This window comes from Pseudalkalibacillus decolorationis, assembly GCF_024609785.1.
Classification (GTDB): Bacteria; Bacillota; Bacilli; order Bacillales; family Fictibacillaceae; genus Pseudalkalibacillus; species Pseudalkalibacillus decolorationis.
The window spans coordinates 342,510-368,919 of sequence record NZ_JANHJQ010000001.1; the positions used below are offsets into that span (position 1 = coordinate 342,510).

At 39.4% G+C, this 26,410-nt stretch carries 24 protein-coding genes and 1 other annotated feature; all 24 genes read right to left on the bottom strand.

Annotated elements, in window-relative coordinates:
* Nucleotides 1-42: 42 nt before the first annotated feature.
* The 24 genes from NON16_RS01665 to NON16_RS01780 all read right to left on the bottom strand — a co-directional run bounded on the left by NON16_RS01665 (nucleotide 43) and on the right by NON16_RS01780 (nucleotide 26,135).
* Nucleotides 43-615 carry a TVP38/TMEM64 family protein gene (locus NON16_RS01665; protein ID WP_257346511.1) on the bottom strand — a complete coding sequence of 191 codons (573 nt, stop codon included), beginning with the start codon at nucleotides 613-615 and terminating at the stop codon, nucleotides 43-45.
* A gap of 43 nt (nucleotides 616-658) precedes the next feature.
* A complete protein-coding gene (locus tag NON16_RS01670; protein WP_257346513.1) occupies nucleotides 659-928 on the bottom strand; it encodes a DUF1294 domain-containing protein in 270 nt (89 codons plus the stop codon).
* A 136-nt stretch (nucleotides 929-1,064) separates the two neighbouring features.
* Nucleotides 1,065-1,424: a 50S ribosomal protein L20 gene (rplT, locus tag NON16_RS01675; RefSeq protein ID WP_257346515.1), complete on the bottom strand. Its 360-nt coding sequence runs from the start codon at nucleotides 1,422-1,424 to the stop codon at nucleotides 1,065-1,067.
* A gap of 36 nt (nucleotides 1,425-1,460) precedes the next feature.
* Entirely contained in the window at nucleotides 1,461-1,649 is a 189-nt protein-coding gene (gene rpmI, locus NON16_RS01680) for a 50S ribosomal protein L35 (RefSeq protein ID WP_257346517.1), read from the bottom strand.
* A 57-nt stretch (nucleotides 1,650-1,706) separates the two neighbouring features.
* Complete coding sequence (infC, locus tag NON16_RS01685; RefSeq protein WP_257346518.1) at nucleotides 1,707-2,210, bottom strand: translation initiation factor IF-3; 504 nt, start codon at nucleotides 2,208-2,210, stop codon at nucleotides 1,707-1,709.
* A gap of 88 nt (nucleotides 2,211-2,298) precedes the next feature.
* Nucleotides 2,299-2,438: a sequence feature (ribosomal protein L20 leader region), on the bottom strand.
* Between the two features lie 233 nt (nucleotides 2,439-2,671).
* Nucleotides 2,672-4,606: a threonine--tRNA ligase gene (gene thrS / locus NON16_RS01690; RefSeq protein WP_257346520.1), complete on the bottom strand. Its 1,935-nt coding sequence runs from the start codon at nucleotides 4,604-4,606 to the stop codon at nucleotides 2,672-2,674.
* A 12-nt stretch (nucleotides 4,607-4,618) separates the two neighbouring features.
* The gene (gene thrS, locus NON16_RS01695; RefSeq protein WP_372508721.1) at nucleotides 4,619-6,547 is read right to left on the bottom strand and encodes a threonine--tRNA ligase; all 1,929 of its coding nucleotides are present in this window, start codon (nucleotides 6,545-6,547) and stop codon (nucleotides 4,619-4,621) included.
* Nucleotides 6,548-7,011: 464 nt separating this feature from the next.
* Nucleotides 7,012-7,917, bottom strand: a complete 906-nt coding sequence (gene ytxC / locus NON16_RS01700; RefSeq protein ID WP_257346524.1) for a sporulation protein YtxC — start codon at nucleotides 7,915-7,917, stop codon at nucleotides 7,012-7,014.
* 71 nt (nucleotides 7,918-7,988) lie between these two features.
* On the bottom strand, nucleotides 7,989-8,924 hold the full coding sequence (gene dnaI / locus NON16_RS01705; RefSeq protein ID WP_257346526.1) for a primosomal protein DnaI: 936 nt from the start codon (nucleotides 8,922-8,924) through the stop codon (nucleotides 7,989-7,991).
* A 12-nt stretch (nucleotides 8,925-8,936) separates the two neighbouring features.
* Nucleotides 8,937-10,331: a replication initiation and membrane attachment family protein gene (locus NON16_RS01710; RefSeq protein ID WP_257346528.1), complete on the bottom strand. Its 1,395-nt coding sequence runs from the start codon at nucleotides 10,329-10,331 to the stop codon at nucleotides 8,937-8,939.
* 203 nt (nucleotides 10,332-10,534) lie between these two features.
* On the bottom strand, nucleotides 10,535-10,996 hold the full coding sequence (gene nrdR, locus NON16_RS01715; RefSeq protein ID WP_257346530.1) for a transcriptional regulator NrdR: 462 nt from the start codon (nucleotides 10,994-10,996) through the stop codon (nucleotides 10,535-10,537).
* Nucleotides 10,997-11,506: 510 nt separating this feature from the next.
* Nucleotides 11,507-11,887, bottom strand: coding sequence for an adenosylmethionine decarboxylase (speD, locus tag NON16_RS01720; protein WP_257346532.1), 381 nt, complete (start codon nucleotides 11,885-11,887; stop codon nucleotides 11,507-11,509).
* Nucleotides 11,888-12,228: 341 nt separating this feature from the next.
* Entirely contained in the window at nucleotides 12,229-13,278 is a 1,050-nt protein-coding gene (locus NON16_RS01725) for a glyceraldehyde-3-phosphate dehydrogenase (RefSeq protein ID WP_257346534.1), read from the bottom strand.
* Nucleotides 13,279-13,407: 129 nt separating this feature from the next.
* Nucleotides 13,408-13,998, bottom strand: a complete 591-nt coding sequence (gene coaE / locus NON16_RS01730) for a dephospho-CoA kinase (protein ID WP_257346535.1) — start codon at nucleotides 13,996-13,998, stop codon at nucleotides 13,408-13,410.
* 9 nt (nucleotides 13,999-14,007) lie between these two features.
* Nucleotides 14,008-14,658, bottom strand: coding sequence for a sporulation membrane protein YtaF (gene ytaF / locus NON16_RS01735; protein WP_257346536.1), 651 nt, complete (start codon nucleotides 14,656-14,658; stop codon nucleotides 14,008-14,010).
* A gap of 137 nt (nucleotides 14,659-14,795) precedes the next feature.
* Complete coding sequence (mutM, locus tag NON16_RS01740) at nucleotides 14,796-15,623, bottom strand: DNA-formamidopyrimidine glycosylase (RefSeq protein WP_257346538.1); 828 nt, start codon at nucleotides 15,621-15,623, stop codon at nucleotides 14,796-14,798.
* Nucleotides 15,624-15,642: 19 nt separating this feature from the next.
* Nucleotides 15,643-18,279, bottom strand: coding sequence for a DNA polymerase I (polA, locus tag NON16_RS01745; RefSeq protein WP_257346540.1), 2,637 nt, complete (start codon nucleotides 18,277-18,279; stop codon nucleotides 15,643-15,645).
* A 239-nt stretch (nucleotides 18,280-18,518) separates the two neighbouring features.
* A complete protein-coding gene (gene pnpS / locus NON16_RS01750; protein ID WP_257346542.1) occupies nucleotides 18,519-20,237 on the bottom strand; it encodes a two-component system histidine kinase PnpS in 1,719 nt (572 codons plus the stop codon).
* Complete coding sequence (locus NON16_RS01755; RefSeq protein WP_257346544.1) at nucleotides 20,238-20,948, bottom strand: response regulator transcription factor; 711 nt, start codon at nucleotides 20,946-20,948, stop codon at nucleotides 20,238-20,240.
* Nucleotides 20,949-21,069: 121 nt separating this feature from the next.
* Nucleotides 21,070-21,546, bottom strand: a complete 477-nt coding sequence (locus tag NON16_RS01760) for a MaoC/PaaZ C-terminal domain-containing protein (protein ID WP_257346546.1) — start codon at nucleotides 21,544-21,546, stop codon at nucleotides 21,070-21,072.
* A gap of 389 nt (nucleotides 21,547-21,935) precedes the next feature.
* Nucleotides 21,936-22,874 carry a malate dehydrogenase gene (mdh, locus tag NON16_RS01765; protein ID WP_257346548.1) on the bottom strand — a complete coding sequence of 313 codons (939 nt, stop codon included), beginning with the start codon at nucleotides 22,872-22,874 and terminating at the stop codon, nucleotides 21,936-21,938.
* Between the two features lie 12 nt (nucleotides 22,875-22,886).
* Nucleotides 22,887-24,161, bottom strand: coding sequence for an NADP-dependent isocitrate dehydrogenase (gene icd, locus NON16_RS01770; RefSeq protein WP_257346648.1), 1,275 nt, complete (start codon nucleotides 24,159-24,161; stop codon nucleotides 22,887-22,889).
* 173 nt (nucleotides 24,162-24,334) lie between these two features.
* Nucleotides 24,335-25,450, bottom strand: a complete 1,116-nt coding sequence (gene citZ, locus NON16_RS01775; protein WP_257346551.1) for a citrate synthase — start codon at nucleotides 25,448-25,450, stop codon at nucleotides 24,335-24,337.
* 220 nt (nucleotides 25,451-25,670) lie between these two features.
* Nucleotides 25,671-26,135 carry a DUF441 domain-containing protein gene (locus NON16_RS01780; RefSeq protein WP_257346553.1) on the bottom strand — a complete coding sequence of 155 codons (465 nt, stop codon included), beginning with the start codon at nucleotides 26,133-26,135 and terminating at the stop codon, nucleotides 25,671-25,673.
* Nucleotides 26,136-26,410 lie beyond the last annotated feature (275 nt).

Genomic DNA, 26,410 nt, shown 5'->3' on the forward strand with positions numbered 1-26,410 from the left:
GTGAGCCTACCGTCTCCGTTAGCCAATTTCCTCCATTAAAAATTAACTTGCATTTGCAAAAAAGTCATGCCATTTAATAACCATTTCTTTACGGCGGAGCACATAAAAAAGAATTCCTAACGTCAAAAGGATTGCCATCATCCATTGAATAGACAATTGATTCAACCAATTTCCGAGAGATGTATAGACAATCGCAAGCGGAACATTCGTGAAAAGTGAAAACTTTGTATATTCCTTAAAATTTCTTGCAATTTCAATTAAACATAGTGATATCAGATGAAAATGTAGAAATGGTACGAGTCTTAGGATCGTAATTTGTCCAAGTGAAAGAGTAGATCGTCTTCCAAGCCATTTCTCTTTAAGTGTAATAACCTTTTTGTACGATTTAGGTAATGATTTAACGAGTCCATAAAAGTAAAGACTAACTAGGGTTACCCCGATCAATGAATAAATGGTTCCAAACACGACACCGAATATTACCCCACCGAGAATACAAATAAAGCCGACAGGAATAAACAAAAATTGTCTTAAAATGTGGAGAAAAATAAATAATACCGGGGCCAATACACCACTTTCGCCGATCAAATGGATGAGTTGCATGACATGCTGTTCCACCTTCATCCCCCCCGTTCCCTATTTTATGCGAGAAACTACGACACTAGACCACATTGAGAATGTAGCATGTATAAAGAGAAATATGTACAAGGATTATGAAGGGTACACCCAAACGAAATGAAAGGTGTTTTGTTTTATGTCGATACATGTACATCCCAATTAATACGCCAAATGCTCCTCCGAAGATCGATACCAGCCACAAATGGGCTTCTGAGATTCTCCATTTTTGTTTTTTTGCCTTTTGTTTATCTATGTACATAAGGGCTAATCCATATATATTCAGAACAGCAAGCAGGGCAGTAATTATCGTCATTGGTTATCGTTCTCCTTCATTTTTAATCGGAGTCATGGTGATTGTATAGTCACAATGACCTTAATCAACTCTGTAGCAGTAATTTATCCATTAAAAAAGGGTGACTCTCATTAAACAGAGTCGACCCGGTTTTTATTTATGCTTTTAAGCTATCTTTTGCTTTGCTTGCAAGCTCAGCAAATCCTTTTTCATCATTTACAGCTAGATCAGCAAGCATTTTACGGTTTACATCGATACCAGCTTGCTTCAAGCCATGCATTAAACGGCTATAAGAAATACCGTTTATACGAGCTGCCGCGTTAATACGTGTAATCCATAGTTTACGGAAATCACGCTTCTTTTGACGACGGTCACGATAAGCATAACGTAGTGATTTAAATACTTGTTGCTGAGCAACTTTAAATAATTTATGTTTCGCACCATAATAACCTTTTGCAAGTTTTAAGACGCGTTTACGACGACGACGTGTTACATAGCCACCTTTTACTCTTGGCATTGTAATCCCTCCTATAATTTATCTGTTTATTTCGTGTTAGATCATGTCTTTAATACGCTTGTAGTCTCCGCTAGACACAATGGCAGATTTGCGAAGCTTACGCTTTTGCTTTTGCGACTTATTACGGAACATGTGACTAGTGAATGCATGTGAACGTTTCAATTTACCAGTCCCGGTCTTTTTGAATCGTTTTGCAGTTCCTTTATGAGTTTTCATTTTAGGCATAGTGAGTTTTCCTCCTTTTTGATACTAGTTCACTACATTAAATAGATGAACTTCCTCTTACTTTTCATTAATTGGAGCAAGAATTAAAAACATACTTCGGCCTTCCATCTTAGGTCTGGATTCTATCGTTCCAAGATCCTCACATTCCTTTGCCATTCGCATGAGTACTGCACGTCCTAATTCAGAGTGAGTAATCGCACGACCGCGAAAACGGATAGACGCTTTCAATTTGTCGCCTTTTTCAAGGAATTTTCTAGCATTACGTAACTTTGTGTTGAAATCGTGTTCCTCGATATTCGGGCTTAGACGAACTTCCTTCGTCGTAATGATCTTTTGATTCTTCCGCGCTTCCTTTTCTTTCTTTTGTTGCTCGTAACGAAACTTACCGTAGTCCATAATTCGGCATACTGGCGGTTTAGCGTTTGCAGCAACAAGAACAAGATCAAGGTTAGCATTTTGTGCAATTTCAAGTGCTTCTTGACGAGTTATTACGCCAACTTGATCTCCATTGGCACCAATTAGGCGAACTTCGCGAGCGCGAATACCGTCGTTGACCATCATGTCCTTACTAATAATGAGCCACCTCCATAAGATTTTACATTAAAGGTCTCTTGTAAAACGTATATTTGAAAGTATATATACCCTCAGAACGTATAAAAAAGCGTCGGCGCACACAACACCCACACTGATTGACGAATCGACTTTGAATCGATCTCTAGATCATTTACCTGACAACTGCACTCTCATGTGCGTCAATAAGGTGAGAAGCGGGTGCTTCTGCTTTTTCACAAGATTATTCAATTATCACCTTAAAATCATATCATTGATGACACACTGATGTCAAGCAATTACATGTGTGCTTTTATTCAACCTAATATAGCTTACCTGACCTTCTTCTGAAAATCAAGGGGGAATTTAAAAGGAGATAACTATTTTCAGCTATCTCCTGCGCATGGGTTACGAATTTAGTTGAACTTCATATATAACGGCTCTTTTATCTTCTTTTGAACACGTCCTTTAAATCAGCTTCGTTCAATCTCGTTTAGTAAACCTTCTTTAAAGCCTTCAAACGGCACCGTTTCTGAGTTCTGTTCACCATATTTTCTGACATTGACGGAGTTGCTCTCAATCTCTTGATCACCTACAACCAGCATATATGGAGTTTTCATCATCTGCGCCTCACGAATCTTATACCCAATCTTTTCTTCACGGGAATCAACCTCTACACGGATCCCATTCGCTTTAAGGTCTTCGTGAACTTTATACGCATAATCCATATGCACCGATGAAACAGGAATAACCTTAACTTGAACAGGTGCAAGCCATGTAGGAAGGGCTCCTTTGTATTCCTCTATTAAGAAGGCAACAAATCGTTCCATCGTCGAAACGACACCACGGTGAATGACAACAGGGCGGTGACCTTGACCGTCACTTCCTTTATAAGTAAGATCAAACCGCTCAGGCAAGTGGAAATCGAGCTGTACAGTAGAAAGCGTCTCTTCTTTTCCAAGTGCTGTTTTAACCTGGACATCCAACTTCGGACCATAAAAAGCAGCTTCTCCTTCCGCCTCTACATAATTCAGGTCCATATCTTCCATCGTTTCTTTTAAGAGTGCTTGTGCCTTTTCCCACATCTCGTCGTTATCAACATATTTTTCTTTGTCCTCAGGATCTCGGTATGATAAACGGAATTTATAGTCATCAATTCCAAAGTCCTTGTACACCTTTTGTACGAGCTGAACAACCCTGATAAACTCATCTTTTAACTGATCCGGTCGTACAAAAATATGTGCATCATTTAAGGTCATCGATCGAACACGCTGTAGTCCAGCAAGGGCACCCGACATCTCATGACGATGCATAGTTCCGAGCTCGGCTATGCGTACAGGTAAATCACGATAGCTATGCATCGAATTTTTATAAATCATCATATGGTGTGGACAATTCATCGGTCTCAATACAAGCTGTTCATTATCCATTTCAATCGCAGGATACATATCATCTTTATAATGATCCCAGTGTCCGGAAGTTTTATATAATTCTACACTTCCAAGATGAGGGGTATAAACGTGGTCATATCCTAACTTGATCTCCGTATCAACAATATACCGCTCTATAACACGACGAATTGTCGCACCCTTTGGAAGCCAGATAGGAAGTCCTTGACCGACTTTTTGGGAAACAGTAAAAATATCAAGCTCCTTGCCAAGTTTACGGTGATCTCGTTCTTTTGCCTCCTCAAGGTAATGTAAGTACTCTTCTAGTTCCGACTTTTTATTAAAAGCGGTACCATAGACACGCTGTAGCATTTGGTTGTCACTATCCCCACGCCAATAAGCCCCGGAAAGGTTCATCAGCTTGAACACTTTCAGCTTACTTGTTTGTGGAACATGAGGGCCGCGGCAAAGATCTGAAAATTCACCTTGATGATAAAAGGTGATCTTTTCTCCCTCTGGAATCGCTTCAATCAATTCCACCTTCAGCTCATCGCCAATCTCTTCGTAACGGCGGACCGCTTCCTCACGGTTTACTTCTTCACGCTGGATTTCATGATTTTCATCAACGATTCGTTTCATTTCTTTTTCGATTTTCGGAAAATCCTCTTCCGTCAAACGATGCTCCATATCGATATCATAATAAAACCCATTTTCGATTACGGGACCGACACCAAGCTTGATCTTTTCATCTGAAAAGACGCGCTTAATCGCCTGTGCCATCAAGTGAGCTGAACTATGACGGATTATTTCCAGCCCTTCCTCTGTATCTGGAGTTACAATATTAATTGTTCCATCCTGTTTAATAGGACGACGTAAATCAATTAACTCGTCATCTAATTTACCTGCAATTGCTTTCTTCTTTAATCCAGGACTGATCGATGCTGCTATGTCCTCAGTTGTTACTCCTTGTTCAAACTCTTTTACTGTTCCATCGGGAAATGTTATTTTAACTTGCGGCATATTTTTACACTCCTATTGTAAGTTTCTATCTTGTATTTCTTGTTGTAAAGACTGTTTTAATTGATTAATTGAGACTTTTGTTGATTCATTTTCACTATATTTTCTTACATTGATTGTACCTGAGTTCACCTCATCATCCCCGACAACGATCATATAAGGGACTTTTTGCATTTGTGCTTCCCGTATTTTGTACCCGAGTTTTTCTTCTCTAGTATCGAACTCGGTACGAATCCCGAGGCCTTTTAGCTGAGCGTTAATTGTTGCAGCATAATCCTCATGTACGGAAGAAACAGGTAGCACTTTAGCTTGAATTGGTGCGAGCCATGTTGGGAAAGCACCCGCAAAATGTTCAACGAGTATGCCGAAAAAGCGATCGATTGACCCGAAAATCGCACGGTGAATAATGACAGGTCTTACTTTCTCATTTCGTTCATCAATATACGAAAGGTCAAACTTCTCTGGCATTTGAAAGTCTAATTGAATGGTTGCACATTGGTGACTACGTTTTAAAGCATCGTGTATATGGAAGTCAATTTTCGGGCCGTAAAATGCACCATCTCCCTCATTGATTTTAAAGTCAAGATCGAGGTCGGTGAGGACATTTTCAAGAGCACCCTCCGCCTTACTCCATAAATTATCATTACCCATAGAATCTTCCGGACGTGTGGAAAGTTCAATGGAATAATCGAAGCCGAATGTCGAATAAATGTGATCGATTAATCGAATGACATCTTTAATCTCATCTTCAATCTGATCTGAAGTTACAAAAATGTGTGCATCATCTTGACAGAATGTACGAACACGTATCATCCCATTTAACGCACCGCTGTACTCGTGACGGTGAACTTGTCCAAATTCAGCCATCCGGATTGGGAGGTCGCGATAGGAATGAAGTGTATCCTTATAAATCAGCATATGTCCTGGACAGTTCATCGGTTTTAACGCAAACGTTATATCGTCTACATCTGTAAAATACATGTTTTCCCTGTAGTGATCCCAGTGACCAGATTTTTCCCACAAGCGTTGATTCATCATTAATGGTGTACGAACCTCATCGTAACCGTAGCTTTGTTGCAATTCTCGAGAAAAAGCCTCCAGTTCATTTCGAATAATCTGGCCTTTTGGTAAATAAAACGGCATTCCGGGGGCTTCCTCAGAAAACATGAATAGCCCTAATTCTTTTCCAAGCTTACGATGGTCCCTCTCTTTCGCCTCTTTTAGGAAATGCAGGTGTTCATCTAGCTCCGTCTTTTTGTTAAAAGCGGTACCATATACACGCTGCAACATTTGGTTATCACTATCCCCACGCCAGTATGCTCCGGAAAGGTTCATTAACTTGAATACGTTCAGCTTACTCGTTTGTGGAACATGAGGGCCGCGACAAAGGTCTGAAAATTCACCTTGATGATAAAAAGTGATCATTTCTCCCTCCGGAATTGCTTCTATCAATTCTATCTTCAGCTCATCGCCAAGCTTTTCATATCGGCGAATCGCTTCCTCTCGGCTCACTTCTTCACGTTGAATTTCATAGTTTTCATCGACGATTCGTTTCATTTCCTTTTCGATTTTTGGAAAATCCTCTTCCGTTAGACGATGCTCCATATCGATATCATAATAAAACCCATTTTCAATTACGGGTCCAACACCAAGCTTGATCTTTTCATTGGAAAAGATCCGCTTAATCGCCTGCGCCATCAAGTGAGCTGAACTATGACGAATCATTTCCAGCCCGTCTTTAGTATCTGGAGTTACAATTGTTATCGTTCCGTCCCGCTCGATCGGATGTCGCAAATCGATAAGTTGATCACCCAGCTTACCGGCAATTGCCTTCTTCTTCAAACCAGGACTAATTGAAGCTGCTATATCCTCTGTTGTTACTCCTTGTTTAAATTCTTTAACTGTGCCATCTGGAAATGTAATCTTTACTTGTGACATAAGCAGCCACCCTCCTGTATATTAGAAAAGCGGAAGCGCCCTGTTCAGGTGCGAAAAGCGCTGGAGATTCTGCAACATAACACGCTTTTTGTGTTTGTGGAAGAATCGAAGCGACCTCGAGCACCTGGGCGCTGCAGCTAGACATTACATCTATGCAATTAAATTTTATTCGTTCTCTAAGCAAATAAAAAACACCCATCCCTAGAAAAGGGACGAGTGTTGTACTCGCGGTTCCACCCTCGTTCCGGATGTAACAGACGTTACAAGCCGACACTTAAGGTTGATTAACGGGCAATGGCCGTCAACGGATACTTCGATTTCACCGTTGAAGTTCAGAGGTGGTAAGGTCTCTTACGTAGTGAAAAGCTTTCAGCCGATGGCTCTTCTCTCTGGCAACCCGTTTAAAAGATCTCAAGTCCTCTTCGTAACTTTTCGATATAGCAAATGATTTATGTAGTATTATATGGAGTTTAACCAGGAAAATCAAGACCTATTGATCGACCATTTTTACCAAACCCTTTTTGCACTTCAAAATTTGAGTATGGCAGAATTTGAACCCGTTCCTGAAATACGTTCAAAATAGTCTGATTCATTGATGCATCTTCATCCTTAGTGTACAAAAAAAGTTTACCCGGAGCAAGGTTTATTAAAAGTTTTAATAATTCCGAAGCTATCGAAAACGTTTTTGCATAGTCATTAAAGCTGATTAAGTGTTTAATGTCAGCTTTTGTTAACTCATAGTAATGTTCATTAAGTAATCTGTAATCTTCACCCTGGTGAACAAGGTGTACCACTGAAAACAACGATGCCTTTTCTTTTATAAGCTGGCGAAGCATATGAACAAACTCCTGATATTCCTGTTCAAGTTTGTACTCATCAATAGCACATTCTATATACTTGGAGAGTTGTTCATGATATTGCTTTAACCGAAATTGAAGAAAGGATTCATAGGAAAACATTATTTGATTCATGAAGAAGTCATTAAGAGATTCAATGATTACTTCCTCTCTTGAAGGGAAATTCAGTATTTCTGGGATATCCCTATTTTCCCCATCAAGTAAAGTTTGAACAATCGTTAGAATTTGCTGTTGTTCATCTTCATCCGTATAGTAAAAGTTTTGCTCCAAATTGTGTATGACCCAGTCATCTTCATTTGTTTCTATAATATGACGCGCAATCAGACGTAAAATGGAGGGTTTGACCATATCAGAAATAGGATCATCCTTTTTTATGCCAATTTCCAATGCATTGGATTCCGTAAATTGAATGTAGATTGAATTTGAACGTGCAAAATTCTTATTGCCAAGTAAATTTTTCAATTGCATATACAAATATAATCCTTCATGTTCATCCTCAAAAAAAATGGTTACCAACATTAATCCTCCTTGTATAACCCTCATTGCTACAATATATGAAGGTCAAGGAAGATTATTCAGTTTAACTACCCTTAACGTTCGCGGCGATTCTTACCGCCTATATAAACAGGCGTCGTATAATGCTTAATCCGTTCCATAATTCGTTTTGCCTTTAACTGCTCAACTCCACCCTTTTGTGAATACGACATGTGCTCTTCAAGCTCATCATAATCGTAATTAGAAGTATAAAGGGTTGGCAATTGCTCCATCATCCGATATTGTAAAATCGAACCAAGCACCTCGTCTCTTACCCAACTAGACATTGACTCAGCTCCAATATCATCCAAAACTAAGACTCGAGCTGTTTTAATGACTTCGAGTTTTTCGTCCACAGTTTGGTCACCTATAGAAGTTTTCATTTCTCGGAAGAAATCTGGTGTATAAACGAGCATCGTTTGAACTTTTTTCTTCGCAAGAGCATTGGCAATCGCTCCCATCAAAAATGTCTTCCCCACACCAAAATCACCGTAAAAATAAAGTCCTTTAAAACCATCTGATTCATTTTCCATTGATTTTATAAAGTCACCAGCAAGTCTAAGGGCATTAAAGCGGTCACGGCCATCCTGTTCAAATTGTTCAAAGGTAGCCGAAAGAATTTCTTTAGGGATGGAATAACTTTTAATTAATGACTGTACTTTTTTAAACTCATCGGAGGCAATTCTAGTCCGGCAGCGGTTATATCTAATATCAATCGTTTTCCCGTTAATGAATAATTCAGGCTCATAACCATTAATCATATTTTGACAGGTAGCCAAGCTTGTGCAACCCTCACAATTCTTTCTCCCATCAACATATTCTAATAACTTAGGCAAGCTTCGGTCGATCATTTGATCCGTTATTTCAGAGTGGGCTCGATAAAAAGCCTTCCACTCAGGATTCGTGAGGACTTCCCTCTTATATGTAGCCAGCTGTTTTTGAATGGTATCCCGTTCTGGAAAGTCTTTCATCGCTTCCGATATTGATTTCAAGTTTCACACCCCCTATAGACCTTTCAAATACTCTTCAAGCCACTTTTTCTCGTTTTCTGATACAGGTTCGTCCTTTTTTGAAGAGGACTCCCCTTTGGAAGATGTCATCCATTTCGGTAATGTGTCTTTTCGAACATCATTTCTCCTCTGCTGCCGGTACCCTGTTGGTTTATTTTTTTGCTGTTTGTAAGTTTGGTAGTTCTGATGCTCTGCTTTTGCAACTGCCATTGCCCCTCGAACGGTTGAAATTTTCTTGCGTTTCCATTGACTCGCTATTTTTTCGACATGGCTATGAATTAATTTCATGTCATTCGTATTCAACACATAATCAATTAGTACATTAACAACCCCTGAAGGAAGTCTTTGCTCAAACATTATCGATTCCACCAGCTTCAAATCTGAAGCAGCCGCTCTACCCCCTTCACTGTATTTTTCCAGCAAGACGCGAGGGGAGATCATTTCAAAAGTTCTAACCATCATTTCTTCTGGTGTCTGTTGAGCAGACGATTCAGTAGAAGTTATAGATGAAGCCTGATTGCGATCACTTAAGGTTGGCTGTTGGCCTGGTTTTTCAATTTTATACCAACGCCGGGTTTCTCTTCTTAATTTTTCTGCTGTTAGTTCCTCGTCTTTGAAGTAAGCCTGTTGAACGATACTACTCATATCAAGTGGAGAGATCTTATATATAAAGGCTATTCGTAAAATTGCCTCTTTAAGGTCTTCTGTCAAAACTTCTGATGGAATAATGAAACTGCTCAAATCACGAACAAGCGTTTCAAAGTCAAAATCTTCCCCAGAAAATTCGGGTGACGTTCCATTGTAATGTTTCCTATACTTGGTATCCTTTTCATTACTAGTATTATGGATATCCGATTGAGAGCCTGAGCGCATTTCAGATGCATGTAATGATGTGAACACATCGTTAAAATTGGCTGTAACATCCTGATAATCGGGTATTTCAGGGTGAGTGTACGTAAACCTTCTTTTTATTTCTATATAGCGCTGTTTTCCGAGCCGGCCATATAAATAAATGCTTAAGACATCATCTTGAAAAAATTGTTCAGGGTCTAATGCTGGTTGAATTTCATATATAAACACACGTTCATCGTCTGTTTTCTTTTGAAAGGTTTTTAAAAGTCCAATTGCTTCAAGCTTTTTCCGTGCTTCATAAATGGACTGTAAATTCATTTGAGTATGGCTCATTAAACTATGATGGCTTGAAGGCTTACTTTCGATTTCTTTTGAATCTAATTCGCTGAATAGTGTCATAAACACACTATAAGCATTCGCTCCTATAAGTGGTTGGTAAAGCATCGTGACAACGCGTAAATCATCCGGACGAATGATTCCGTTGCTAAATACCGTATATCGATCAACCGGAAGCAATTCTTTCCAATGATTTTCCATCCTGTCAGGCCCTCCTACCATCTTATTATTGTTCAAGACCACAACTCCCTAAATGTATCGGAAGCGTGATGCCACGCATGAAGCGCACCGTACCTCAGTTGAGATGAAACCAGAAGGGAAGCAAAAATGCAAGTACAGAAATGCAGAAAAGAGCTTAAAAACAGATAAGCTCTCTTGATAGAGCTTACTAATAACTAAGCTCCTTACTCATTCTCACGCTTAATCAAATCCTTTAACTCATCTATAAACACGTTAATATCCTTGAATTGTCGATACACAGATGCAAACCGAACATAAGCAACCTCATCAACCGAAGCCAAATGATCCATCACCATTTCACCAATATCCTTACTCTGCACCTCAGACACACCATTATTACGCAAATCCTTCTCAACACTATTCACAACATCCTCTAATACTTCCAACGGAACAGGACGCTTCTCACACGCCTTAATCAACCCCCTCAGAAGCTTATCCCGATTGAACTCCTCCCTTGTGCCCTCTTTCTTCACGACAACCAACGGAATCTCCTCAACCGTCTCAAACGTTGTAAAACGATAATTACACTCCTCGCACTCACGCCGCCTTCGAATCGAACGGCTACTATGAACAGGCCGAGAATCTAACACCCTGGTACCATTGTTTTGACAATTCGGACACCGCATTTAACCAACCCCATCATAAAGAAAACTTGGTAAAGCCAAGCCTTTGGTGCAGGCTGAGCCTTAGCTGCACTTATACTTAGGACTTAAACTTTTCCTCAACCTCTATTTGCTTCTTGCTGAAAAGTTATACATTCTAACGTGTAAAGAAAACTTGGTAAAGCCATTCTCCCTATACTATATTAAAAATAATCCTAATTTTAATTTACAAATTCACACGGACAATAGTGTAATCCCTTTACATAATGATAGTAGAAAGGACTGTCAATGACAAGATATTTCGATTGATCTCGCTAATTTCCGAGCCCCATCTTAATTTTTTTATACATAAAGAAAACTTGGCTAGCGCCAAGCCTTAGCGCAGGCGATCGCCTTAGTTGCGCTTATACTATAGAAAGTATTTTTATACCTTCTTAACGTATAAAAAGGTGTGCTTTACGCACACCTTTGTGTCCTATTTTCATACGTTAAGGAAAGCAAGATTACTTCCCAAGTAGCAAGGTCATATTCGTTTTATAGTGCAGTTACTTTTTTTTGTCCGATTTTCACTGGACCCATTCCACGTGGCACCTCTAAATTCTCTTTGGAAGTTGCACCCAATGCCTCTGCAATATAATCTGCAGCAACACTCGGATCTAGATCTCCACATGTATAAACATCAATACTAGCATAACCATGCTCTGGAAAACTGTGTATCGTAAGATGTGATTCCGAAATGATCACCACACCGCTTACACCGTGGGGCGCAAATTTATGAAAAGCTACCTCACGAACTTCTGCACCTGATTTAAGTGCAGCTTCAACGAAGAGTTGTTCGATATAAGATATATTATTCAGCTTTTCTGAGTCACATCCCCAAAGCTCTGCAATTACGTGACGTCCCATTGTATCCATATGCATAGTCCCCCTTTGTTTAAAGATCATGCCTTCAAAAGCATGCGGAAATGAACATCCACCACGGGGGAAAGTTAGTCCAAAGAGGTCCTAACCCTTTAAGTAGCATTCAGTCCCTATATTGCTTATAACTGAAGTTCACGAAGAATAGTATACTTCTTTTACATTGTTTTTGCAAGATGAAACGAGATATTTTTTGACCATTTAAGAATAATGATTTAAGCAGATTCCACTACGTTAGCAAACATTAATTACAAAAATATAGTCCAAATAAAGAAAAAGGGACTATCACATAAGGCTTTTAAAAACCTTGGACAGCCACTTCTTTTCAATTCGTAATTTTATGCAGTACCTAAAACCTTTTGTTCCGGAATAACCTTAACTTCATTCAACTTATCAGCTACCATTTCTGCTAGGTCTACTACGCGGCAAGAATACCCCCACTCATTATCATACCATGCGAGTACTTTCACTTTTCGATCCTCAACAACCATAGTTGATAAACCGTCCACGATTGAAGAATTTTCGTCTCCATTAAAGTCAATTGATACAAGTGGTGCAGTACTAAAACCAAGAACACCGTACATGGAGCCTCGAGAAGCCGCTTTAAACGCATCATTTATTTGTTCAACCGTAACGTCTTTTTCGACATCGACAACTAAGTCGACTAGAGAAACGTTTGGAGTTGGTACACGTAAAGCCATGCCATGTAGCTTCCCTTCCATCTGTGGAAGGACCTTTGCAATTGCTTTTGCTGCTCCAGTGGAAGTAGGGATGATGGATTGACCACAAGCTCTAGCACGACGAAGGTCTTTATGTGGGTTATCAATGTTTTTTTGATCGTTTGTATAAGCATGAACCGTAGTCATCACGCCATTCGCAATTCCAAATTGTTCATCCAATACTTTTACGACTGGAGCAAGACAATTCGTTGTACAAGATGCGTTGGAAATGACATCGTGTTCTGCCGAGTTGTAAGCGTCATCATTTACTCCCATTACGATTGTGATATCTTCTTCTTTACCAGGTGCAGTAATAATAACCTTTTTTGCACCAGCATCTATATGATAACCAGCTGTTTCCTTGGATGTAAATTTACCTGTCGCTTCGATAACGATATCAACGCCCATTTCTTTCCAAGGAAGCTGTTTTGGATCACGACTGCTAACCAGTTTAACTTCTTTACCGTCTATGATTAAAGCATTTTCACGTGCTTCAACGTCTAGATCATACGTTCCATGGATACTATCGTACTTTACTAAATGTGCAAGTGTTTCTGAAGGATAGCTTGCATTTATCGCAACAACATCTAAATGTTGATCTTTCATCGCTTTACGAAAAACCATTCTTCCAATACGTCCAAACCCATTTATGGCTACTTTTGCTTTCATGATGATTATCCCTCCACTATAAAGTGCTATACTTTATTCTCTAAATCTAAAAGTAGTATAACATATATTATGCAATTGGGAACCTTTTATTTTATTTAAAATCTAAAAAAAGGCCGTAGCCCGACCTTTTTATAGAACATCCCAGCTATTAAGAATATGTACAAGCTGATCGTTACTTTGTTGAACAGACTCATTATTATCAATAATTGCATCTGCCCATTCTCGTTTATCTTCCAGGGAAAGCTGTGAGCGAATCCTTGAAACTGCTTCTTCCTCGGTGGAATTATCCCTCTCCACTAACCGTTTCAATTGTGTTTCAGCACTTACATACACAAGGATAGTTCGATCTACGAAATGCGTCAATTTACTCTCAAATAGCAATGGGATATCCAATACAACGGTTTGATGATCTTCAAGGAACATATCCCTTCGATCAATCATGCTCTTTCTTACTGCAGGATGGACGATCCCATTAAGTATTTGCCTCTTTTCGGTATCGTTAAATACAATCGTACCTAACTTCTTTCGATCTATCGATTGATCAGGTAATAACAGTTCCTGACCAAATGCCTCAATAATTTGCTTATGTGCCTCTTCGCCCGGTTGGACAACCTCCCGAGCGATTAGGTCAGCATCAACTACAGGAATATTCAACTTTTTAATCATTGAAGAAATCGTACTCTTTCCGCTTGCGATCCCTCCTGTTAAACCAATTATCACGATAACACCTCACAATTTTAATACACCTAAAATAACAAGTAATACCCCTGGCAAATAACTTATTAACCGAATGAATGAAACAGAGGAAAACAATTGTCCAACCTTCATTCCAGCTATCAGAAATACGGAACTCATAATGGCCACAATCAAAGCTGTTTGCAAATGTGGAAATCCAAGTAACGAAGCACCAATTCCAGCTGCAAATGAATCTAGGGAAAGAGCTATTCCAAGCAATAACGCCTCTAATCCAGTAATTGTTCCTGAACGATCGATGTCTGCTGCATCAGGTGATCTTAAGATCTGAATAACAATGCCAAGAGATCGGATCTCCTTGTTCCAGATGTACTTAGATGGCGATCTGTATGGCTCTTTTTGTTTTGTTGATTCAGATTTCGATTTAAACAATGGCCACAGTACAAAAAAGCCTAGTAAGATAAGCAGAACACCACCGATTGTTTCTGCGAATTCTCCTGATATATACGTACTTAAGATCGTACCTACATTCATTGAAGCAAGCAACACCATTGCTGAACAGAAAGCAATCAAAGAAATCGAAAAATAAGTGATTTTCATCTTACGAATTCCGTAAGTGACACCTACACCAAAGCTGTCCATACTCACAGCAATGGTCAAGGTTAGTAGAGATATCCAACTAGTCACGCCGATGAACCCTCCCTGCTTTCTTGCTAGGATAGTATATGGGAGGTGCCCATCCGACGTACGACATTTTATTTTTCATCAAAACTTCTAAAGTCTCTTTACTTTGTATCTAGGTTAGGAGGTCACCTTTCGAACGATCAATTGGCCTGACACGTTGGGCAGAAGTGTGTACCTCTCCCTCCAACAACAATTCTTAAGATCTCATTTCCACATGTAGAGCAAGGTTCACCTTTGCGTGAGTAAACCGCAAGTTGTTGTTGAAACATCCCCATCTCTCCTTGTGAATTAACATAAGAACGAATCGTACTTCCACCGTGATTGACAGCAATTTTCAGTGTTTCCACAATTGCTTGATGCAGTTCATTTACCTGCTTCTTATTCAAGGATCGTGCTGCAGTCTCCGGATGAATTTTCGCCTTAAATAACGCTTCATCCACATAAATATTTCCGAGACCGACAACAACCGTTTGATCTAACAAAACTGGTTTAATCTTTCGAGTCGTTCGTTGGAATAAAGCCATTAAATCGTCCGGGGTAAATTGATCCGATAACGGTTCAGGTCCAAGCTGGGAAAGAGGAAGATCCTTTTCTTCCTCTCCTAGCTTGAATACGTGCATCGTACCGAATTTCCGTACATCCCGATACCTTAACTCTGTTCCATCGGTAAATGAGAATATAACGTGGGTATGTTTATCCACTTCATCTTCTTTATTTGAGACGAGATAGCGACCTTCCATGCGCAGATGGGAGACCAGTACAATCTCATTCATAACAATTTTAAGGAACTTTCCTCTTCTTCCAATCGACTGAATCGTTTGACCGATTACTAATAACCGAAACTGTTCCACATCATCAGGCTGTTTAATGATCTTCGGCCATCTTACCTTAACATCATTTATTTTCTTTCCGATTATCAATGTTTCAAGTGTTCTTCTAACCGTTTCTACCTCTGGTAATTCAGGCATTATTGATCACCTTCACTATTTACTTGGAATCATACCAGGTGTCCCCGTAAGAATAGTCTACCTTTAATGGGACATCTAACTGGATTGCGTGCTCCATAACATCTGGAACGATTTTCTCCAATATCTCGATCTCATCTTTAGGAACTTCAAATATTAGTTCGTCATGTACTTGTAAGAGCATACGAGTGTTCAGCCCTTCTTTTTTTATTCGCAGAGCCATGTCAACCATCGCCTTCTTAATAACATCGGCTGCCGACCCTTGAATCGGTGTGTTCATTGCGGTCCGTTCCGCAAAGCTTCTCAAATTAAAGTTTCTACTTGTAATTTCAGGTAAGTACCTTCTGCGATTTAACATCGTTGTTACAAAACCATCCTGTTTCGCCTGCTTAACGATATCGTCCATATATTGCTTTACCCCTGGAAAACTTTCGAAATAACGCTCGATAAATTGTTTAGCTTCTTTTCGGGTGATACCAAGGTTTTGGGATAGTCCATAATCACTGATTCCATAAACAATACCGAAATTTACAGCCTTTGCCTGACGTCGCATGTCGGAAGTCACCTCATCTTCCGAAACATGAAAGACATCCATTGCAGTTTTGGTATGAATGTCTAATTCATTGTTGAAGGCTTCAATTAATTTATCGTCCTGAGCAATGTGTGCCAACACCCGTAATTCGATTTGAGAATAGTCAGCTGCAAACATTACCCAGTCTTTTTCAGATGGCACAAACGCCTGTCTAATCTTTCTTCCTGCCTCTAATCGAATCGGGATATTTTGTAAATTTGGATCGATCGAGCTGAGACGACCAGTCTGAGCGAGTGCTTGATTAAATCGAGTGTGAATCTTATTTGTTTCACGGTTTACAACTTTCAACAACCCTTCGATATAGGTCGAATTTAATTTCCCAAGCTGTCGATAATAGAGAATCTCCTCGATTACTTCGTGCTTGTCCTTTAACTTTTCAAGTACATCAGCTGAAGTCGAGTATCCTGTTTTTGTTTTCTTTATTGCTGGGAGTTGAAGTTTCTCAAACAAGATTTCTCCAAGCTGTTTTGGAGAATTAATATTGAACTCTGTGCCAACTAGCTCATAAATCTTCTTTTCTATTTTCTTGAGCTGATCCTCCAGTTCTGAACCCATATCCTGAAGTCGTTTTACATCGACTTGAACGCCTTGTTGCTCCATCTCACCAAGAACCAAAGACAAAGGCATCTCTAATTTATAAAATAGATCACCCTGTTCGTTTTTCTCGATGTTATCCTGCAACTTCGGTACAATTTCTTGAAGCACATTTGCTTTGCGAACAATATGTTCACCAAGTACATCCTGACTTGGGACTTTTTGTTTTGCCCCTTTACCGTACACTGCTTCATCACTTGAGACGCCGTTTAATCCAAGACGTGAAGCAATCGAGTGAATATCATGAGCAGATTCGGATGGATTTAAGAGATACGAGGCAATTAGAGCATCAAACGTAACTCCTTTTAAATGAATTCCTTTCCAAGCTAACGAGACGATTGACTGTTTTGCATCAGAAACATATTTGTCAACCGTTTCATCTTCTAACCAGGTAACAAACGAATCTGATTTTAAGGCGATATCAGTCGGAATAAAATACTTCCCTTTCTCGCATACAATACCGAATCCTAATATATCACCATGATGATAGTTCTCTTCTAAACACTCGATAATAATCGCTGCATTTGCACCAAGCTCTGATTGTGAGACGTTTTCAAGTATGTCATAGGTAATCTTTTCTGTTGGCTTTTCAGCTTCTACAGAAGCCCCAGGATCAATCCTTTCTAGTAAAGAATTGAATCCCAATTCTTTAAACAACATAACCACTTTATCAGAAACGTCATTATGGTACTCACAATTGTCTAATTGAACATCAATAGGTGAATTCACATCGATTGTCGCAAGCTTTTTACTCATTACTGCCTGCTCTTTATTGTCCTCAAGCTTTTCCTTAAGCTTCTTACCAGACACCTTATCAATCGATTCAAGTACATTCTCAACAGTACCAAACTCTTTTAAAAGTTTGATCGCAGTCTTTTCACCGACTCCCGGAACTCCAGGTATGTTATCAGAGCTATCACCCATAAGCCCCTTCATATCAATAATTTGCTCGGGTGTTAACCCATAGCGTTCCTCAACATGTTGAAGGTCATATGTATCCACGTCTGTAATTCCTTTTCGAGTAAGGGAGACCTTCACATTTTTATCAACAAGCTGCAACAGGTCTTTATCGCCTGTGATGACTTTGACATCCCATAGGTCCGAATTTGCATGTTTCGCTAATGTTCCGATGATGTCATCTGCTTCGTATTGTTCAAGCTCATAGCGTTTAATTTTAAATGCATCTAAAAGCTCGCGAATAATCGGAAATTGTTCCGACAGTTCCGGAGGTGTCTTCTGACGACCACCTTTATACTCTTGATATGTTTTATGTCTGAATGTCGTTTTACCCGCATCGAATGCAACAAGCACATGTGTAGGGGATTCTTCCTCTAGAACCTTTAAAAGCATCATAGTGAATCCGTAAACTGCATTCGTATAGACCCCTTTATCATTATTTAAAAGAGGGAGTGCAAAAAACGCCCGATAAGCAATACTATTTCCATCGATAAGTACGACTTTATTTTCACTCATTCGACTTCCTCCTCGTGAAACACACTAAATTTATTCTACCACGTTTGTAAGTATACGTTCAAAAACTCGTTTGTACAAAAAAAGAGGATTGACTCAGAGGAAACTGAGCCAATCCCGGAAAAAGGGGATCATTCAAAAAAGGATTTACAACCTTACTATATCGGATCCATATAAATGCAGAATCAAATATGTGTAAATCTTTTGTAAAGTTATAGATTCCTTTTTGACGATTCTCTAATCTATCTTCGTTTAATCTTAGAAAACGAAAGAAAAAATGTCGTCCCTTCATTCGACTTACTTTTCACCTGTATCGATCCCTTATGCGCTTCTACCAGATGTTTCACGATTGCTAATCCAAGTCCGGTACCACCTGAATTTCTACTTCGTGCTTTATCAATTCGATAGAATCTCTCAAAAATACGTGGGATTTCCTCCTCTTTAATTCCAATCCCTGTGTCCTCCACTGCAATATTTACTTTCCCAGCGTCCTCTTGTCCGATTAATTTCACCGTTCCACCTGAGGATGTATAGCTTAATGCATTGTTTACAAGATTAATTAATATTTGTTGAACCCGAGAGGTATCACCCTCCATATAAAGATCACCATCGGTCGAGACAATCAAGTCAATTCCTTTTTCCTTCGCTCTAGATTCAAGCAAAGTTTGGACATCTTCCATAATTGTCTCTACATTTATCCACTGTAAGTCCAATTGAAAATTTGTTTGTTCCATCTTTGTAAAATCAAGTAAATCATTAATCAGCTTCTGTAGACGATCACTTTCCTTCCAAATGATGGTTAAGAATTTTTCACATAGTTCCTCATTCTTCATAGCCCCATCTAATAAAGTTTCTGCAAACCCTTTTAAGGAGGTGACTGGTGTCCTTAGCTCGTGAGAAACATTCGCGACAAAATCTCGTCGAACTTGCTCAAGCTTCTTAAGCTCAGTAATGTCATGGAAAACAAGAATAATTCCTCTTAATGTCTCACCCTGACCTAAAATCGGTACACACGTAACATCAAAATGCTTTCTCGTGATCCCTACCGATAACAGGATTTGTTTTCGAACCGTTTCTTCAGTCAGGAATGTTTCTTCCACCAGTTCAACTACATTCCTGTGCGGCATAATCTCATGGTACATTTTATCATTCAAAACATTGCCATCTACCATGAATGTTTCTTTATAAAATCGATTGATTAAATTTATGTATCCCTTGGAATCGATCAATAGGAGCCCGCTTCCCATGTTATCGATCACCGTCTTCATACGCTCTTTTTCTACTTCCCTTAACCGAGTCATTTGCTCCAAATTACGTGCAAGAACATTTAAAGAATGATTAAGTGCACCAAGCTCCCTCAATTGGTATTCATGACTTCTTGCTTTGAAATTGCCCCTCGTAAGTTCACCTGCAACTCGTATCGCATCATCGACTGGTCTAGCCAGTTTGTTTGTTAATCGGAAAGTCAGATAAATTAGAATTCCATAGCCAATAAAGAGTGAGAGCAAAATTGGAAACCAGCTTTTTCGAATATCACTGCTGACTATCGCATCCGATAGTGTAAGTACTAGAGAGCCACTAGATTCTCCATTTGATAAAGACAATACAAAATCAGTAAATCCTTCCCGTTCCAACTGTTGTATGCCATTCGTATCAAAATTTATCCGTTTAGGATTAATGATTTGCTCTTTTGGTAATGTCGTGGCTACAACCTCACCATTCCCGGAAAACATAGTGAGCTCTCCCTCGATATCCTCAGCTATTCTTAATAACTCCTTCTTGGATACCTCCGTTTCGCTAACAGAGTTTGAAATAAGTTGAAGTTGAGACCTATACGCCTGAAGTTTCTGTCTCTCCATACTCCCAATTGATAAGTTCGCAATCAGTAATCCAAGCAAAATAAAGATAATGGTTGTGAAAACAATAAAGGCCGTTAGAATACGCCCGCGAAAATTCGTCATTTACTGAGGGCCCTCCAATTTATACCCCAATCCTCGGATTGTTTTAATGTAGACTGGTTTTCTAGAATTCTGCTCAATCTTCTCACGAAGATGGCTAATATGGACATCGACAATCCTAGTATCTCCTACAAAATCATAATTCCAAATCGCACTTAGCAGCTGCTCTCTGGAAAGGACACGCCCTTTATTCGTAACAAGATAGACAAGTAACTCGAATTCTTTAGGTGTTAGCTCAAGGACATGATCCTGAAAAAATGCTTCATAATTATCCGGATAAACCTTCAGATCACCAATTATGAGTGACTTTGGTTGATGGTCATTAGGTCCGGAGGACACAGCAGAATGTTGGCTCCGTCTTAAAATCGCTTTTACACGGGCAACAACTTCCCTCGGACTAAACGGCTTTGTTAAATAATCATCCGCCCCAAGCTCGAGGCCAAGTACCTTGTCGAATTCGTCATCCTTTGCTGTAAGCATCAGAATAGGGATCATGTATTGGCTCTGACGTAAATTTTTGCAAACGTCTAGTCCATCCATCCCTGGCAACATTAAGTCGAGAACAATTAAATCAGGTTCTTCTGCTTTCGCTATTTCTAACCCCTTTAGTCCATCCATTGCCGTAAGAACTTCAAACCCGGCTTGTTCTAAATTAAATTGAAGCAATGTGTTAATTGACGATTCGTCCTCAATTACTAGTACTTTCTCTCTCATGTCGATTCCCTCACTCCGCTAAGGTTTGTTTCTACTTCCATTTTTATTCTCACATATAAAATCCAAAAAAAAAACAAAAAAGACGAAAACGACTTTTTTGTTAACGAATATTTACATTTCCTTAAAAATTATCAAATGTTCTAGCTGTAATGGAACGTGGAGCATATGGCGGACATACAACAATCTCTCCATCTATAATAACTTCCTTAGATTCATCCTGCCCTTTAACAGCGATTGTTATGTGGTGGTTCTCAGATTGAACCTCTGTAACTTCAAAGTTCAATATAATCGTAGCATAATGATAGACAGGATTCGGAAATGACAAGTTTTGTTTTAATATCGAACTACCCGGACCAGGAAGGAATTTACTAATAGATGATGTTATAAAGCCCATTAACATAATTTGCGGCACGACTGGTTTCTTAAATGGCGTTAACGATGCATAATCATGTTGAATGAATAGCGGATTATTATCATCTGTTAATCCTAAGTACAATAGAAGGTCCTTATCTTCAATCGTTTCTGTTATTTCTAACCTCTCACCGACATTAATCTCATCAATCTTTCTTCCTAATTTTCGTTTTTTACCTAATAACATGCTGTTCCCTCCTTAGAAGTAAGCGATTACATTCTTTGTTATTAAAAATGCCAGAGTGGTAAAAACATTCTGACATTATTAGAAAAGCGGAAGTGCCCTGCTTAGGTGCGATAAAGAAAACTTGGTAAACGCCAAACCTTTTAGGCGATTACCTTAGTTGCACTTATGCTTTAGTGCAAGCGCTGGAGATTCTGAAACACAACACGTTTTTTGTGTTTGTGGAAGAATCGAAGCGACCTCGAGCACCTGGGTGCTGGAGCTAGACATTACACCTCTGCAACAAAATTTTGTACTTTCTTATTGTGTAAAGAAAGAATTCGAGCAATAGCTTCGAATTCCTTCTTTTTCACATAATAATCCTAGCTTTTGCCATGATTATTGTGCCATTTTCATGCTAAAACATTCATTACATTACGGACAGATTCGGCAGACTTATCCAGTTCACTTTTCTCTTCTGATGTAAGGTCAAGCTCAATAATTTCTTCAAGACCGTTTCCACCAATAATTGTTGGTACGCCAAGGCAGATTCCTTCGTAACCGTATTCACCTTCAAGATAAGCTATTGAAGGAAGTACTCTTCGTTGGTCCTTCAGGATCGCTTCAACCATCTCAACTAGTGAAGCAGCAGGTGCATAATACGCACTACCATTTCCTAATAGTTGAACGATTTCTCCGCCGCCTTTACGCGTACGCTCAACAATTGCATCAAGACGATCTTTACTGATTAATTTTTCTAGAGGAATTCCACCAGCATTGGAGTAACGGATTAATGGAACCATGTCATCCCCATGGCCACCTAAAACGAATCCGCGAATATCCTTCACAGAAAGATTCAACTCTTCAGCTACGAACGTACAAAAACGAGCTGTATCTAATATTCCAGACTGACCGATCACTCGGTTTTTAGGGAATCCGGATTCTTTAAGAACAGTGTATGCCATTGCATCAACTGGGTTTGTTAATACAATAATTGTACAATCAGGGGAGTGCTTCACAACTTCCTGAGTTACACTTTTCATTATTTTTGCGTTGGTATTAACAAGATCATCACGGCTCATACCGGGCTTACGTGCAATTCCTGCAGTAATGACTACGATATCAGACCCAGCTGTATCTTCATAATTTGCTGTCCCTGTAATTTTTGAATCAAACCCCTGTACAGGGCTTGCTTCTAACATATCAAGCGCTTTTCCCTTTGTAGGATCTTCCATTTGTGGAATATCAACAAGAACGACATCCCCTAGTTCTTTTTGTCCAGCAATAAATGCAGTAGTAGCACCAGTAAATCCGCCACCAATTACAGAAATTTTATTTCGTTTGTTAGCCATGGATTCTACCCCCTACTCCATATTTTTGATGAGTTCATCACCGAACTCAGAACATTTCACTTCTGTTGCCCCATCCATTAAACGAGCGAAATCATATGTGACAACTTTGCTTTCAATCGTTTTTTCCATGGATTTAATAATCATTTCTGCTGCTTCACTCCAGCCGATGTGCTCAAGCATCAATACACCAGAAAGAATGACAGAAGATGGGTTCACTTTATCCATTCCAGCATACTTAGGTGCTGTTCCATGAGTAGCTTCAAAGATTGCATGTCCTGTTTCATAGTTAATGTTCGCTCCCGGAGCAATTCCGATTCCACCAACTTGTGCTGCTAGTGCATCTGAAATATAGTCACCATTCAGATTCATCGTTGCAACAACATCGAATTCTGCTGGACGAGTAAGAATTTGTTGAAGGAAAATATCAGCTATGGAATCTTTAATGATGATCTTTCCGGCTGCTTCTGCATCAGATTGTGCTTTGTTTGCAGCATCTTTCCCATCCTTTTCAACAATGCGATCATATTCTGACCATGTGAATACTTTGTCACCGAATTCTTGTTCAGCAACTTCATAACCCCAGTTCTTGAAGGCACCTTCAGTGAACTTCATGATGTTACCTTTGTGTACAAGTGTTACACTCTTACGTCCTTCGTTTAGTGCATACTCGATCGCCGCACGTACAAGACGTTTTGTACCTTCTTCAGAAACAGGTTTAATTCCGATTCCAGATGTTTCAGGGAAACGAATTTTGTTTGCGCCCATTTCTTCTTGAAGAAATCGGATGACTTTCTTTACTTCGTCGGATCCTTTTGCATACTCAATTCCTGCATAGATGTCTTCCGTGTTTTCACGGAAAATGACCATATTGGTATCCTCTGGCTTTTTAACAGGTGAGGGCACACCAGTAAAATAACGAACAGGTCTTAGGCATGTAAATAGATCTAACTCCTGACGCAACGCCACGTTCAAGGAACGGATTCCACCGCCCACAGGTGTAGTCAATGGTCCTTTAATCGCCAATATGTATTCACGAATCACATCGAGCGTTTCAGATGGTAACCATTCTCCAGTTTTGTCGTACGCTTTTTGACCTGCAAGAACCTCTTTCCAAACGATCCTTTTCTCACCGTTATAAGCCTTATCAACAGCTCCTTCAAGTACCTTTGAAGCAGAAGCCCAAATATCAGGACCTGTTCCATCACCTTCAATATAAGGGATAATCGGATTATTTGGTACGTTTAACACACCATTATCTACAGTAATACGTTCTCCGTTTGACAAAATTATTACCTCCTGGACTATAAATGTTTTTCATACCTATCGTAACAGATTTATTCAGTTTTGACTTCTTATTGACGAAGATGATGATGACCCATAGAGAAAACAGACACTACTGAGCGAGCAATCAGTCGTTAGTTGCCTGATTCCCATTGTAGTCATCCTCTACTTTTCAAAAATTATCGCTTCTCAATTGGAATAAACTCTTGCTTTGGTGGTCCAATATACTCCGCACGTGGACGAATCAATCTGTTATTATCATATTGTTCTAAGATATGAGCTAACCAGCCAGATACTCTACTCATTGCAAATATCGGTGTGAACAAGTCATGCTTAATACCGAGACTGTGGTAAACAGATGCAGAGTAGAAGTCCACATTAGGTAGCAATCCTTTTTGATTTGTCATTAGCTCATCAAGCTTCAGTGACATTTCATACCATTTTGTTTCACCTGTAATTCCTGTTAATTGCTTGGACATTTCACGTAAATGCTTCGCTCTAGGATCGCCATCCTTATAGACTCGATGTCCAAATCCCATAACTTTTTCTTTGCGCTCGAGTGCATCCTTTAAATAAGATTCAGTGTTCTCAACTTCACCAATTTCGGATAACATCTTCATAACACGTTCGTTTGCACCGCCATGCAATGGACCTTTTAGAGCGCCAATAGCAGCAGTTACACCTGAGTAGAGATCTGATAATGTCGCCACACAAACACGGGCAGTGAATGTTGATGCATTTAATTCATGATCAGCGTGCAATACGAGCGCTTTATTAATCGCCTTTTCAGAAATCTCATCCGGCTCATTTCCATTTAGCATGTATAAGAAGTTTCCTGCATAGCTTAAGTTTTCTTTTGGCTCAATTATTTCTTTACCGTCACGAAGTCTTGAAAATGCTGCAACAATTGTTGACAGCTTAGCTAAAAGGCTAATCGATTTATTTAGGTTAGCCTCTTCACTCATATCATCCGCTTTCTCATCATATAACCCTAAAGAGGATACAGCTGTCCGTACTCCAGCCATTGGGTGGATATCATTTAGAGGATACTGCTTTAGCATGTCCATAACTTCAGATGGTACTGCGTACTGTGAAGATAGCTTCCCTTTAAATTCGGCTAATTCTTTTTCAGTAGGTAGTTTACCATACCATAATAAGTATACAGTCTCCTCAAAGCTTGCATGCTCTGCAAGGTCGTCGATGTTATAACCTCGGTACGTTAGTACACCATCGATGATCGAACTTACTGAAGAGGTCGTGGCTACAATGCCTTCTAAACCTTTAGTCGTTGTCATGGCTCTCTCTCCTTTTAAAGTAATTTTCTCGGGTCATTCTAAACAAATAAATAAAAGAAAATGCTTACATGTATACACTAATTAAATGAATCTAAACTGTTAAGTAAACATTTTAATTAAGGAAGGATAAAACACATACAGTACAATTATAAACAATTATCTGATTTTTGTGAACGCCTAAGGCTTGAAAACCTTATATCTATCAAGGAAATTCTCATTTTCAACCGATAATCATTTGCACAAGACGCATCACAAGATATGCAATACCCGCACCTATTAAGGGGCCAACGGCAATTCCATTCAAAAAACTAACAGCGAGAATCGTACCCAAAACTAATGCTGTGGTAATATGTGGATCTTCAGCAAGAAGTTTAAGACCGCTTGCTGCAATGAGGGCAACCGCAACTCCTGATCCGAGTGCAATCCAAGCGTAATAAGACTTCATCGCTTCACCTAGTTGTTTAAAACCAATTTCACCAGTAGCTATCGGAACTAACACAGCAATTGTAATAATGGTTACGCCCCACTCAATCCCCTTTTTTTGAAAATGGGGAAATACCTTATCTCCAAGACCAACCCACTTAATTACGAGTAAAAACACGATGGCGATCATAAGGGATTTATTTTTCGCCCAGATCGCGATTGCCAGGAGGACAACCAGGAATAAAGATGCTTGGTTTAGCATTATTCACTTCCTTCTATGCATCCAGAGTGTATATTTTCTTACCTTTTTAATGTAAAACTGATACCACTACTAAAGGATCGATTCATTATTATTGTCTAGTATCCATCGTTTTGGATGATACAAAAACGGGAAAGTACATCTTATAATACGTGTTCAAAAAGGAGGATCAAAAGAGCCAAGAAGTTCGAGGCGCGAAAGTCTTGAGGACCGGAACGTATGCTATTAATACGTGAGGACCGAAGAGACCGAGCAACGAAGAAATTCGACAGTTATTT